Source organism: Duganella sp. CF402 (assembly GCF_900109645.1).
In the GTDB taxonomy this organism is placed as follows: domain Bacteria; phylum Pseudomonadota; class Gammaproteobacteria; order Burkholderiales; family Burkholderiaceae_D; genus Rugamonas.
Map to the genome: position 1 here is coordinate 1971966 of NZ_FOBG01000001.1, position 12991 is coordinate 1984956.

A 12991-nucleotide genomic window follows, 5' to 3' on the forward strand; every position below is an offset into this window, starting at 1 on the left:
AACCTGCTATACAATTTATCCTCTTATCCAGAGGAACAAACCCACATGCGCAAGAAAATTGGCTTCCTGGCCCTTTGCCTGACGGTGTCCGCCTACGCGGCGGAACCGTACGACGACAAGTTCCGTCAACTCGACGAAATCCTGCCGACTCCTAACGTCTACCGCACCGCTTCCGGTGCGCCGGGCCATGCCTACTGGCAGCAGCGCGCCGACTACACCATCAGCGCCACGCTGGACGAAGCCAAGCGCGCCCTCACCGGCAGCGAACAAATCACCTACCACAACAACTCGCCCGACACGCTGAGCTACCTCTGGGTGCAGCTGGACCAGAACATCTACAAAAAGGATTCCGACGCCCGCATGATGCTCACCCAGCCTTCGCGCGAGGCGTGGGCCAAGTCGTCCTCGCCGGACGACGGCTACAAGTTCGAAGGCATGCGCGGCATCCTGGCCGGAGGTGAATTCGACGGCGGCTTCAAGATCAAGAACGTGGGCGCGGACGGCAAGCCGCTCAAATACGTCATCAATCGCACCATGATGCGCATCGACCTGCCGACGCCTTTGAAGCCGGGCCAGAAGTTCGCCTTCAATATCGACTGGTCCTACAACATCAACGAACAGCTGGTACTGGGCGGCCGTTCGGGCTTCGAGCACTTCGAGGAAGATAAGAACGACCTGTTCGAAATCGCCCAGTGGTTCCCGCGCATGGCGGCCTACTACGACGTGTATGGCTGGCAGCACAAGCAGTTCCTTGGCACCGGCGAGTTCACGCTGGAATTCGGCGACTACGATGTGCAGCTGACCGTGCCGGCCGACCACGTGGTGGCCTCCACCGGCGAACTGCAAAACCCGAACGATGTGCTGAGCGCCGTACAGCGCGAGCGTCTGGCCAAGGCGAAAACCGCAACCGCACCTGTCGTCATCGTCACGCAAGAAGAAGCCGCCAAGGCCGAGAAGTCGCACAGCAGCGCGACCAAGACCTGGCATTTCAAGGCGGCCAACGTGCGCGATTTCGCGTGGGCCTCGAGCCGCAAGTTCATCTGGGATGCGCAAGGCTACAAGAAGGATTCCACCGACGTGATGGCGATGTCCTACTATCCGAAGGAAGGCAATCCACTGTGGGGCAAGTACAGCACCCAGGCCATCATCCACACCATCGACAAGTACAACAAGTACAGCTTCGACTACCCGTATCCAACCGCGATTTCGGTGAACGGCCCGGTGGGCGGCATGGAGTACCCGATGATCTCCTTTAACGGCCCGCGTCCAACCAAGGACAAGAAGACCGGTGAGCTGACCTGGTCGCAGCAGACCAAGTATGGTCTGATCGGCGTCATCATCCACGAGGTAGGCCACAACTACTACCCGATGATCATCAACTCGGACGAGCGCCAGTGGACCTGGATGGATGAAGGCCTGAACACCTTCGTGCAATACCTCGCCGAGCAGGAATGGGAAGACAAGTACCCGTCGCGCCGTGGCGAGCCGCGCAACATCGTCGACTACATGCGCAGCCAGAACCAGGTGCCGATCATGACCAACTCGGAGTCGCTGGTGCAGGTAGGCCCTAACGCCTACGCCAAGCCGGCCACCGGTTTGAACATCCTGCGCGAGACGATTCTCGGCCGCGAACTGTTCGATTACGCCTTCCGCGAATACGCGCAGCGCTGGAAGTTCAAGCGCCCTACCCCGGCCGATTTCTTCCGCACGATGGAAGACGCTTCCGGCACGGACCTCGACTGGTTCTGGCGCGGCTGGTTCTACACCACCGAGCCGGTGGACATCAGCATCGACGGCATCAGCGAATACGGTGTGAACACCAAGGATCCGGTCAAGGAAAAGGCCTGGAAGAAAGCGCAGAAAGACGCGCAGCCGATCTCCGTTTCCGAGCAGCGCAACAAGGCCCTGCCGAAGCGCCTGGACGACCATCCGGAGCTGAAGGACTTCTACAACGACCATGACGAGTTCACCGTCACCAACAAGGACCGCAACACCTACGCCGAAGCGATCGAAAAGCTGGAGCCGTGGGAGAAGAAGCTGCTGGATCAGGGCAAGCACCTGTACCTGGTGGACTTCTCCAACCTGGGCGGCATGGTGATGCCGCTGATCCTGGAGATTGAACTCAAGAGCGGTAAGAAGTACATCGAGCGCATTCCGGCCGAAGTATGGCGCTACAACTCGAAGAAGATCACCAAGTTGATCGTCACCGACGAACCGATGGTAGGCCTGACCCAGGACCCGTACTGGGAGACCGCCGATATCGACACGTCCAACAACGCGTGGCCGCGCAAGGTAACGCAGTCGCGTCTTGAACTGTTCAAGACCGAGCGTGACAAGAATAACCTGATGCGCGACTTCAATACGCCGTTGAAGAAGGACGAGAAGAAGTGATTGCACGCCGCTTGCGCCTCGTTGTCGCTACCTTGCTGACTTTGGTCGGCATAGCCTCCCATGCCCACAACTTCCACACGGGCATAGCGGACATCAGCTACAACGAGCGCACCGGCAGCACCGAGATCGTGCACACCTACACCGCGCACGATCTCGCCACGCTGCTGACCAATCTATACGGCCGCCAGTTCGACCTTGGCCGCGCCGACAGCGAAGCGCCGCTGCGGCGCTACGTCGAGAAGCAATTCACCATCGCCGACAAGGATGGCAAGCGCCTGCCGCTGCAATGGGTGGGCGTGACGGTGGATGCCGACAGCGTCGTCATCTTCCAGGAACTGCCAGGTGTAAAACTGACAAAAGGAAGCCGTATCCACAACGCTTTGCTGATAGACTTTCTGCCGTCGCAAAAAAATACCGTGAACCTGCAAACCGATGGCGCCACCAAAACCTTCTTCTTCGATCAAAGCAGCATCGATCAAATCGCCCCTTAAATACCTGCTGTTGCTGGCCTTCGGCGCCGCCCACGCCGACGACCAGATCCTGCAAAAAATCCTGATCGACGGTTCGCGCACCAACCAGCTGGGCGTGGCCGATGCGGCCAGCGCCGGCACCGTCACGCAGGAAGAGCTGGCGGCGCGCACCGTGTATCGTCCCGGCGAGATGCTGGAAGCGGTGCCGGGGCTGGTGGTCAGCCAGCATAGCGGCGAGGGCAAGGCCAACCAGTTCTACCTGCGCGGCTTCAATCTCGATCACGGCACCGACTTGCGCACCACCGTGGACGGCATGCCGGTCAACCAGCGCAGCCATGCACATGGACAGGGTTGGACCGATCTGAATTTCCTGATTCCTGAATTGGCGGTGCGGCTCGACTACAAGAAAGGCCCCTACTCTGCCGAAGAAGGCGACTTTGCTTCGGCGGGCGCTGCGTCCGTGGTGTATGCGAACCGCTTGACGCAAGGTGTGGCCAGCGTGTCGGCAGGCCAGAACGGCTACGGCCGGGCGCTGGTCGCCAACTCGGTGGACGCCGGCAACGGCAGCCTGCTGTACGCCATCGAAGCGATGCACAACGACGGCCCGTTCACGCGCGGCGACGATTACCAGAAACTGAACGCAGTGCTGCGCTACAGCGAAGGTTACGCCAACAACGGTTTCAATGTCAGCCTGATGGCGTACAAGGGCGACTGGAATTCCACCGACCAGATTCCGCTGCGCGCGGTGCTGGACGGACAGCTCGGCCGCTACGACGCCATCGACAACACGGATGGCGGCAAGGCGCATCGTTACAGCCTGTCCGGTGGATGGCGCCGCACGGCCGAGGACAGCTCGTCCAAGGTCAACGCCTACATCATCGCCAACCAGCTGGACCTGTGGTCCAACTTCACCTACTTCATGGAAGATCCGGTGCATGGCGACCAGTTCGCCCAGCCGGACAAACGTGTAACCAGCGGGCTGAATGCGGCGCACAGCTGGCACCATCATACCGACACTGGCAACAGCGAAACCACGGTCGGCGTGCAGCTCCAGAACGACAACATCTTCAACGGCTTGTACAACACGCAGGCGCGCAAGACGTTGTCGGTGACGCGGCAGGATCACATCGTCGAATCGAGCGCAGGTTTGTACGTCGAGAACAACACGCGCTGGAATGCAGCCTTCCGCACCGTGGTTGGCGCGCGCGTGGACAGCTACCGCTTCGACGTGCAGAGCGACCTCGCGGCCAATGCCGGCAAGGCCAAAGACCATCTGGTGAGCCCGAGCTTAAGCCTGATCTACGGGCCTTGGCAGACAGCCGAGGTGTACGCCAACATCGGCAGCGGCTTCCACAGCAACGACGCGCGCGGCACGACCATCACCATCGATCCCAAGACCGGACTGGCGGCGGACAAAGTGACGCCGCTGGTGCGTTCGCGCGGCATGGAGCTGGGCGCGCGCACCGCGTGGCTGCCTGGATTGCAAACCTCGCTGTCGGTGTACCGTCTGGATTTCGATTCGGAGCTGGTCTACATCGGCGACGCCGGCGCGACCGAGGCAGGTCCGCCGAGCCGCCGTTACGGCGTGGAGTTCTCCAACTACTACAAGCCTTTGAAGTGGCTGTCGGTCGACCTTGACCTGGCCTACGCGCGCGCACGTTCGCGCGGCTATGTGGAAGAAGGCAGCTACATTCCCGGCGCGATTGAAGGCACCGGCCAGCTCGCGGTGACGGTGGACGATGGTGGCCCGTATTCGGCCTCGCTCAAGCTGCGCTACTTCGGCCCGCGTCCGCTCATTGAAGACAACAGCGTGCGCTCGAAAGCCAGCATGACCTTGAACGGCCGCTTCGGCTGGAAGATCCGCAACGACCTGGCGCTGGAACTGGAAGCCTTCAACATCACCAACCGCCGCGACTCGGCCATCGACTACTACTATGAATCGCAGCTGAAGGGCGAAGCGGCGGCCGTCGCCGACATCCACTTCCACCCAATCGAATCCCGCTCCCTGCGCGCCACGCTGATCAAGAACTTCTAGCAGGCAAAGGAAAAACGCACCAGTCATGGTCGTGATACGATGCTTGCAGCTGGAGGATCTATCATGAACACCAAGCGCAAACCACCAACAGTCGAGCTGGTTATCAAGGAAGACGGACCGTCGCTCAGGACCGTCAAGTTCGGTTCGGTCACCGTCACCGCCCCTGCGCCAAGCGAGGCGGAAGTGGAGCGTAATGTCCTCGAGGGCCAGAAAGCGCTTGGCCGCGCACTCCGCAGGATGCTCAAGCCCGGCGTGGACATCCCGCAACCTCCGGATATCCCCTTCTTTCACGCGGACCCAGACATTCCCGGCAGGATCATCCGCAAGCTCAACGGCGTAACCGAATCGGGCACCATCGTGCGCGGAAAATTCCGCCCCGCAAAATGACTACACTGAAGACAGCGCTTGCAGCGGTGCACGGTGCCCAGCGCACATCCGGCGGGCCGCTGGCTGTCATCATGGCCGGTCACAACGGCTCAGGCAAATCGACCATGTGGAACACCTACGTCGCGCCTCAGTTCAAAATCCCCCTCATTAATGCAGACCGCATGATGATGTCCATCCTGCCCGAGACAGATCAGGCTGGAATGATTCCACGGTGGGCCACAAAGCTGCGGGACTTCGATGAGAACTGGATGAAGGTCGCGCAAAAAGGCGTGCAGTCCTTTGTCGGCCAAGCGCTGATCCGCAAGGCGTCATTTGGCGTGGAGACTGTCTTTTCGCACTGGCGCGATCTGGGTGGCGGCATGGTCGAATCAAAGATCGACCTTATCGAAGAAATGCAGGCGGCCGGATATTTTGTGCTGCTGGTCTTCGTCGGTTTGAGCAATGCGCCGCTTTCGATTGCGCGCGTGGCCACACGTGCGGCGCGGGGCGGGCATTCGGTCAGCACATCCAAGCTGCTTAGCCGCACGTTATGCCGTGTGCAGATTAAAGAGGATGAGGTGTATGACCGCCGCGACCAGCGCGGGACTATGCCCGCGCCGATTGCCGAATGGATGAATCGCGTTAGTCCACGTGAGGCGGCTTAGAACTCTTCCCACTCGTCGCCGGAGGATGCAGCTTTCACTTTCGGTGCTGCTGGTTTGGCGGCAGGTTGGACGGCCGGCTTGGCGCGTGCAGTCTTCGGCAGAGCCGTAACGGTTGCGCGGCGTGGCGCTGCCGGTGCTGCAGGCGCGTAGGCGGCACGCGAAGCGTTGATTTTGAAGGCGCTCACTACTTGATCCAGCTTGTCCGCCTGATCGCGCAGCGTGGTCGCGGCGGCGGCGGTCTGCTCCACCAGCGAGGAGTTCTGCTGCGTGGTTTGGTCCATCTCGGTGACCGCGCGGTGCACTTGGGCGATGCCGTCGTTCTGTTCCTGCGTCGCCGCGCTGATTTCGCCCACGATGTCGGTCACCTGCTTGATGCTCGACACCACTTCGTGCATGGTGCTGCCAGCCTGCTCCACCAGCTTGGTGCCCGAACCGACCTTCTCCACCGAGTCGTCGATCAGTGCCTTGATTTCCTTGGCCGCCGCCGCCGAACGCTGCGCGAGGTTGCGCACTTCGGTCGCCACTACCGCAAAACCGCGTCCCTGCTCGCCGGCGCGTGCCGCTTCAACCGCCGCATTCAACGCCAGGATGTTGGTCTGGAAGGCGATGCCGTCGATGACCGAAATGATGTCCACGATCTTGCGCGACGATTCGTTGATGGAGCCCATCGTCACCACCACCTGCTCGACCACCGAACCACCCTGCGTCGCCACTTCGGAAGCCGAACGCGCCAGCTGGTTGGCCTGGCGCGCGTTGTCGGCGTTCTGGCCGACGGTGGAAGTCAGCTGCTCCATGCTGGCCGCAGTCTGCTCCAGCGCCGCCGCTTGCGACGACGTGCGCTGCGACAGGTCTCCAGTACCGGCCGCGATCTGCTGTGAAGCCGCACCGACTGCGCTGGTCGAAGCGCGCACGGTTTCGATCACGCCCGCGATCTGTTCCAGCAGCTTGTTGAACGCCACCGCCGTGTGGCCGATTTCGTCCATGCGCTCCACCTTGATCTGGTGCGTGAGATCCAGCGACTGACTCACGTCTTCCAGCGTGCCACGGATCGATGCCAGGCTGCTCTTGATAGTGGTGTACAGCTGCCATGCCAGCACACCGGTCACCAGCACCGCCAGCACGATCACCGTCACCAGCAAGCGGAAGGCAAAGTTGTACGCTGCAAGGCTCTCGGTGCGGATGTCGTCGCTCAGCTTATTGTTGTAGGCGATATGATCGTCAAAGGCTTTTTTAACGCCAGCCGCCGACGTGGCCAGCGGCGTACCGGCTTGCAGCGTGGCGCGTACCGCGTCCATGTCGCCGGCATGTGCGCCGGCCAGGAACGGCACCAGCGCCTGGCGATATGCAGCCATCGCCGCCTTGTCGGCTTCCAGCATCTTGCGATCGGTGTCGTCGAAGATGCTTTCCTTCTCGTAGCGTGCGACCACTTCATCGAACTTGGCATGCGCGTCGTTGTAGGCTTTATCCAACGCGGTCTTGTCAGCCAGATTGGAGAACACCGACAGGCGATAGCCAGCAAGGCGACTATCAGCCAGATAGCCCTTCGCCATATTCAGGCCGGCGATACTCGGCACCAGATTGTTCTGCACCAGGTCCAGTCGCTGCTGCGCGCGAGAGAGCTGGGTGAGGCCGGCCGCGCCGACAAAGATCAGCGCCAGCAGCGCTAACGACAACGTTAAAATCAGTCGCTTCGTAATAGTCATTGGTGACTTTTCTCAAGTAAGTAGAAGGATTCCGGCCGTCTGCGCAGCCTGAAACCAGTATAACGCATGAGAGCAGTCAACGATATGCTAAGCCAGCGCCGCGTAGCCCAAAGCGACAGCTTCGGCTTCAAGCCGCTGGATGCGATTGTAGTCGGCGTCCGGCCGATGCTCGAATGCCTTGATATGCAGCGCCGCCATGTGCGCGCGGAGTTGCGCGCCCGGTGACAGCAAGGCCGCACGCAAGCGCCCTTGCAACGCTGCGGGGACGCTGTGTGCTGTCACCAGCGGCAGGCCCGGTGAGGATACGGAGTATTGCAGCACGTTGATTCCTTGCACGCTGTCCGGCGACTCCTGCTTCAGGTAGCCGAAAGTCACGCAATCGATGGCGGCAATGTCCGCCTCCCCTTCGCGCACCGCGCGCAGGCTGGCCACGTGCGCGCCAGTCCATTTCACCTTGCCGAAGAACCGGCCATCGCGCGCCAACGGAGCGACGGCATGACGCAGCACGTTCATGCCGCTGTTGGAGTCCAGCGAGTTGGCGGCGGCGGTGAGCCCGCGCGCTTCGGCCAGCGAATTGACGCCATCGATGGAACGGGTGACGATCACGCTGGAATAGTCGCTACCTTCGCAGCCGGCGAAATCGAAGCACGGCGTCGCTAGCAAAGAAGCCACGCCGCGCAAGGCCGTCACGTAGGGATAGCCGCAGGTCTGGCCAATCAGAAGATCGGGGCGATGCCACACGGCCGGAAGCTGCGGCTCCTGCAGCAGCTGCACCTGTTCGCTGACACCAGCATCGGCCAGCACACAGGCCAGCAATGCATCATACTCGCGCTGCAAGCGCGGCGAGACGTTATACATCGGCAGGGAGACGGTCCAGTTCATGGCATGCGCGGGTGGACGGGTGCATCGATAGGACGGAAACCAAAGCGGCGCATCAGCTCTCCATAGCCGTTGATATGAAAACCGCCGCTGCGCTCATTATAGGCTTCGCGCCGCGCCGCATACACGCGCGGCAGCAAGTACCACGGCAGCGAAGGCAGGTCATGGTGCACCAGGTGCAGATTATTGTTCAGGAAAAGGATGCGAAACACCAGCCCCGCATCATTCAGCACGATACGCTGCTTGTGGTCTTCCGCCGGGCGATGTTCGTAGTACGAGCGGATCATCGTCAGCGACTGCGCCGGATACGAAATCGCCAGCACATACCAGACGGCCGATACGCCAAACGTCGCGTCGATCCACCACAGCAGCACGGCCAGCAGCAGGAAGTGGCGCAGCCAAACACCGGCGTCGCGCAAGTCCCCGCTCAGCATGCGGCGTGCAGCGCCGCCCCAGGTGGACGCAATCGACAGCGCCGGGCCGACCGCAAGCCGTCCCCAGAAAGTCTTGTTCAGCCAAAGCAGCGCGCGCAGCGGACGGCTCATGGCTTCCCACTCGGCCGGCGACACATAAGTGCTCTCGGCGTCGAGCTCCGGCAGCGTGAGATCGAAATCATTGTGATGGCGCAGATGGCTCTCGCGGTAAATCTCGTACGGATACCACACCGCCAGCGGCAGGTAGCCGAACACACGGTTCAACCACGGCCAGCGCGTGGGATGACCGTGTATCAGCTCGTGCTGCAGGGACATGTACCATGCGCACCACCAGATCATCAGCAAGGTCGCTGGCGCCGTGCCCAGCACCGGCCAATACGCCAGCGTGGCCAGCCAGCCGCCGTAAATCACCACGATCAGCAGCCAGGTCGGCCACTCGCCGCGCCATGCGGCGCGCTTGCGTTCTTTCGTTACTTCGTCCCGTTGTGCGCTATCGATCCAAGCTTGCATATACAAATCTCCTGCGGCTGAGTATATGAAGGGCCAACGCAGGCGGGAACGAATTAAAACGAGCATTCTTATGCGGATTCTGTGGAATTAACTAAATAGTTAGTGTATTCTGTTTTGAAAACCCATAGAGGAGACAAGCGATGAACTATCTGGCGATCGCCGGCACGGCGACGATATTGGCAACCGCAGGCATGGCGTCCGCGCAAACCATGATCAGCATCGACAGCGGCAAGATCGACGGCATTGCCCTGCCTTCCGGCGTGCGCGCGTGGCTGGGTGTGCCCTTTGCCGCGCCGCCGGTGCGCGAACTGCGCTGGCGTGCGCCGCAAGCCGTGGCGCCGTGGCGCGGCGTGTATCACGCGGACCGCAAGGGACCGGAATGCATTCAGCTGTTGCGCCGCAAAGACATCAATCACTACTTCGGCGAGGAGGCCACCAGCGAGGATTGCCTGTACCTGAACGTCTGGTCGCCCGCCAAGGCTGGTCCCAAGGCGCGGCTGCCGGTGATTGTGTTCATCCACGGCGGCGGCTTCACGGTCGGCTCCAGCGGCATGGCGCTGTACGGCGGCGAGAACGTGGCCGCGCGCGGCGACGCTGTCTTCGTCAACATGAACTACCGGCTCGGCATCCTCGGCTACATGGCGCATCCCGAGTTGACCGCCGAATCGGCGCAGCACGCATCGGGCAATTACGGCTTTCTCGACCAGATCGCGGCGCTGCAGTGGGTTCAAAAGAACATCGCCCGTTTCGGCGGTGATCCGTCACGCGTCACCATCTCCGGCCAGTCCGCCGGCGCGGCGTCGGTCGGCACCCTGCTCGCGAGTCCGCTGGCGAAAGGCTTGTTCCAGCGCGCAGTGCTGATGAGCGGCGCTGGCGTCAGTAATAACGCGCCATCGCTGGCGGAGTCGGAGCAGACCGGCCTTGAGGTACAAAAAGCCGTAGGCGCGACCTCGCTCGACGAGATGCGCAAGCTGCCGGCTGATAAGGTCTTCGCCGCGCAGCGGGACTTCCAGTTCGGTGTATCCGGCTCGGTTACGGTCAAGCCGAATATCGACGGCTACGTCCTGCCGGACACCATCCCCAACATCTACGCCGCCGGCAAGCAGAATGACGTGCCGGTGATGGCCGGCTTTACCGCCGACGATATCAGTTTTAGCCCGCTGCGCGGCGTCGCCACGCTGGCGCAGTTCCGCACTATCGCCGCCAGCATGTACGGCGACCGCGCGCAGCAATTCCTCGACCTCTATCCTGCTGCCAGCGATGCCGATGCGGCGCGTATGAGTCGCGTGTACAGCCGCCAGGCGATGATCGAGAAAGGCACGCGAGCACTGGCGCTGGCGCAGCAATCGACCGGCAAGGCACCCTTCTACATGTTCCTGTTCTCGCATGTGCAGCCGTTTAATCCGGTGGTACAGATCAAGGACAATCCGCAAGGCGCTTATCACACCTCGGACGTACCCTACTGGTTCCAGACGCAGGATGCGTTGAACATGTTCCGCGCCACCCGCAACTGGCAGCCCTATGACCGCGCACTGTCCAAGCGCATGATGGACAGCTTGCTGGCCTTTGCCCGAAGCGGCAATCCAGCAACACCGGCCACACCGTGGCCACAATGGAGGCCGGACAGTGCACAATACCTGGAATTCGGAGATGACGTGACCGTGCAATCAGAAGACGCGGCACAAATGGAATTCCAGAACCAGCCGGTCAACATCGCGCCGGGCGCTTCGCCGCTGCCGCGCGGGACGCGCGATTAAATAAAAGAACTACGGAGATAGCAGCATGAATCACACCACGGCGACCTACGCGGGCAATCCTGCCGCTCGCACCCGCACGCGCTTCACCATGCTCGCCCTGCTGGCGGTAGGCACCATCATCAACTACATGGACCGCACGGTACTCGGCATCGCCGCACCGCTGATGACGCAAGACCTGCAAATCAACGCCGCCTTAATGGGACTGGTGTTCTCGGCCTTTTCATGGACCTATGCGCTGGCGCAGATACCGGGGGGGATCTTCCTCGACCGCTTCGGCAGCAAGCTGACTTACTTTTTGGCGCTGACCTTCTGGTCCATTTTCACCGGCCTGCAAGGCGCAGCGGTGGGCCTGAAGTCACTGCTGCTGGTGCGCTTCGGCCTTGGCGTCAGCGAAGCGCCCTGCTTCCCCGTCAACAGCCGCGTGGTGGCGACCTGGTTCCCGCAGCATGAACGAGCGCGCGCCACCGGCATCTACACCGTGGGCGAGTATCTCGGCCTGGCGTGCTTTGCGCCCAGCCTGTTCTGGCTGATGCATAACTTTGGCTGGCGCGCGCTGTTCGTGGTGGTGGGCGCGGTGGGCGTGCTGTTTGCGCTGGTATGGTGGCGCGTGTACCGTGAACCGAAGGACTCCACTACCGTCAACCAGGCCGAACTCGATTACATCGCAGCAGGCGGTGGGCTGGAAGACGCCAAAACTGAAAAGACCAAGTTCGCGTGGGGCGACGTGGTAAAGCTGCTGCGCGTGCGCCAGATCTGGGGGGCCAGCCTTGGCCAGTTCGCAGGCAATACCACGCTGGTGTTCTTCCTGACGTGGTTCCCGACGTATCTTGCGACCGAGCGGCAGATGGGATGGATCAAGGTCGGCTTTTTTGCGGTTATGCCGTTCCTTGCCGCTGCCGTCGGCGTGATGTTCGGCGGCTGGGTATCGGACTGGCTGCTCAAACGCACCGGCTCGGCCAACGTGGCGCGCAAGCTTCCCATCATCTGCGGCTTGATCGGCGCGGCCAGCATCATCGGCGCGAATTATGTCGACAGCGACGTCGCCGTGATCGCCATCCTGTCGTTCGCCTTCTTTGGCCAGGGCATGGTGGGCCTGGGCTGGACGCTGATTTCGGACGTAGCGCCGAAGCACCTGATGGGACTCACCGGCGGCATCTTCAACACCTGCTCCAACCTGGCCGGTATCGTGACGCCGCTGGTGATCGGCTTCATCATCAGCGCCACCGGCTCATTCTTCTATGCACTGGTGTATGTGTGCGCCGCCGCCATTGCAGGCTTGCTGGCTTACGTATTCGTTGTCGGCGACGTTCGCCGCGTTCAAATCGAGGAATAAGATGAAAATACTGGTGCTACACGGGATCAACCTGAATATGTTCGGCAAGCGCGATCCCGCGCAGTACGGCACTGTCACGCTGGCCGAAATCGACCAGCGCGTGCAGGCGCTGGGAAAGGAACTGGGCGCGGAAGTAGAATGCTTCCAAACCAATTTTGAAGGCGAGATGTGCGAGCGCATCCACCGCGCCCATGAAGAAGGCTTTGACGCCGTGATGATCAACGCCGGCGCCTGGACCCACTACAGCTACGGCATCCGCGACGCGCTGGCAATCCTGAAAGCGCCGATCGTGGAACTCCACATGTCCAACGTCCACGCGCGCGAGCCATTCCGCCACGTTTCAGTATTCGCGGATATCGTCAAAGGCCAGATCTGCGGCTTCGGCGCGGACAGCTACCTGCTGGCGTTGCGTGCAGCGGTATCGGTAGCTGGATAATTCGTCGCGGGG

The 12991-nt window shown here is 61.5% G+C and carries 11 protein-coding genes; 8 read left to right on the forward strand and 3 right to left on the reverse strand.

The window, feature by feature from the left end; translation table 11 throughout:
• Window positions 1–45 precede the first annotated feature (45 nt).
• From BMZ70_RS08775 to BMZ70_RS08795, 5 genes are all read left to right on the forward strand, one after another.
• Window positions 46–2391, forward strand: a complete 2346-nt coding sequence (locus BMZ70_RS08775) for a M1 family metallopeptidase (protein ID WP_092272517.1) — start codon at window positions 46–48, stop codon at window positions 2389–2391.
• On the forward strand, window positions 2388–2882 hold the full coding sequence (locus tag BMZ70_RS08780; RefSeq protein WP_092272520.1) for a DUF6702 family protein: 495 nt from the start codon (window positions 2388–2390) through the stop codon (window positions 2880–2882). Before BMZ70_RS08775 ends, BMZ70_RS08780 begins: the two co-directional genes overlap by 4 nt.
• Complete coding sequence (locus tag BMZ70_RS08785) at window positions 2824–4896, forward strand: TonB-dependent receptor (protein WP_092272523.1); 2073 nt, start codon at window positions 2824–2826, stop codon at window positions 4894–4896. The genes BMZ70_RS08780 and BMZ70_RS08785 overlap by 59 nt, the downstream gene beginning before the upstream one ends.
• 63 nt (window positions 4897–4959) lie before the next feature.
• Window positions 4960–5283, forward strand: a complete 324-nt coding sequence (locus BMZ70_RS08790; protein ID WP_092272526.1) for a hypothetical protein — start codon at window positions 4960–4962, stop codon at window positions 5281–5283.
• Window positions 5280–5927: a zeta toxin family protein gene (locus BMZ70_RS08795; protein ID WP_092272529.1), complete on the forward strand. Its 648-nt coding sequence runs from the start codon at window positions 5280–5282 to the stop codon at window positions 5925–5927. The genes BMZ70_RS08790 and BMZ70_RS08795 overlap by 4 nt, the downstream gene beginning before the upstream one ends.
• Here the strand turns inward: BMZ70_RS08795 and BMZ70_RS08800 are convergent.
• From BMZ70_RS08800 to BMZ70_RS08810, 3 genes are all read right to left on the reverse strand, one after another.
• A complete protein-coding gene (locus BMZ70_RS08800; RefSeq protein ID WP_092272532.1) occupies window positions 5924–7630 on the reverse strand; it encodes a methyl-accepting chemotaxis protein in 1707 nt (568 codons plus the stop codon). The genes BMZ70_RS08795 and BMZ70_RS08800 overlap by 4 nt on opposite strands.
• 87 nt (window positions 7631–7717) lie before the next feature.
• Window positions 7718–8512: a phosphate/phosphite/phosphonate ABC transporter substrate-binding protein gene (locus BMZ70_RS08805; protein ID WP_092272535.1), complete on the reverse strand. Its 795-nt coding sequence runs from the start codon at window positions 8510–8512 to the stop codon at window positions 7718–7720.
• The gene (locus BMZ70_RS08810) at window positions 8509–9453 is read right to left on the reverse strand and encodes a fatty acid desaturase (protein ID WP_092272537.1); all 945 of its coding nucleotides are present in this window, start codon (window positions 9451–9453) and stop codon (window positions 8509–8511) included. Before BMZ70_RS08810 ends, BMZ70_RS08805 begins: the two co-directional genes overlap by 4 nt.
• Window positions 9454–9593: 140 nt before the next feature.
• On the opposite strand from BMZ70_RS08810, the gene BMZ70_RS08815 reads away from it, so the two are divergent.
• Genes BMZ70_RS08815 through aroQ form a run of 3 tightly spaced genes read left to right on the forward strand, consistent with a single transcriptional unit; the run spans window position 9594 to window position 12979 of the window.
• Window positions 9594–11210, forward strand: coding sequence for a carboxylesterase/lipase family protein (locus BMZ70_RS08815; protein ID WP_092272540.1), 1617 nt, complete (start codon window positions 9594–9596; stop codon window positions 11208–11210).
• 25 nt (window positions 11211–11235) lie between these two features.
• Entirely contained in the window at window positions 11236–12543 is a 1308-nt protein-coding gene (locus BMZ70_RS08820; RefSeq protein ID WP_092272542.1) for an MFS transporter, read from the forward strand.
• 1 nt (window position 12544) lies between these two features.
• The gene (aroQ, locus tag BMZ70_RS08825; RefSeq protein ID WP_092272544.1) at window positions 12545–12979 is read left to right on the forward strand and encodes a type II 3-dehydroquinate dehydratase; all 435 of its coding nucleotides are present in this window, start codon (window positions 12545–12547) and stop codon (window positions 12977–12979) included.
• Window positions 12980–12991 lie beyond the last annotated feature (12 nt).

Coding starts and splice junctions, on each gene's coding strand:
- BMZ70_RS08790 (WP_092272526.1), top strand. CDS start 4,960: ATGAACACCAAGCGCAAACCACCAACAGTCGAGCTGGTTATCAAGGAA.
- BMZ70_RS08775 (WP_092272517.1), top strand. CDS start 46: ATGCGCAAGAAAATTGGCTTCCTGGCCCTTTGCCTGACGGTGTCCGCC.
- aroQ (WP_092272544.1), top strand. CDS start 12,545: ATGAAAATACTGGTGCTACACGGGATCAACCTGAATATGTTCGGCAAG.
- BMZ70_RS08805 (WP_092272535.1), bottom strand. CDS start 8,512: ATGAACTGGACCGTCTCCCTGCCGATGTATAACGTCTCGCCGCGCTTG.
- BMZ70_RS08800 (WP_092272532.1), bottom strand. CDS start 7,630: ATGACTATTACGAAGCGACTGATTTTAACGTTGTCGTTAGCGCTGCTG.
- BMZ70_RS08810 (WP_092272537.1), bottom strand. CDS start 9,453: ATGCAAGCTTGGATCGATAGCGCACAACGGGACGAAGTAACGAAAGAA.
- BMZ70_RS08785 (WP_092272523.1), top strand. CDS start 2,824: ATGGCGCCACCAAAACCTTCTTCTTCGATCAAAGCAGCATCGATCAAA.
- BMZ70_RS08795 (WP_092272529.1), top strand. CDS start 5,280: ATGACTACACTGAAGACAGCGCTTGCAGCGGTGCACGGTGCCCAGCGC.
- BMZ70_RS08820 (WP_092272542.1), top strand. CDS start 11,236: ATGAATCACACCACGGCGACCTACGCGGGCAATCCTGCCGCTCGCACC.
- BMZ70_RS08815 (WP_092272540.1), top strand. CDS start 9,594: ATGAACTATCTGGCGATCGCCGGCACGGCGACGATATTGGCAACCGCA.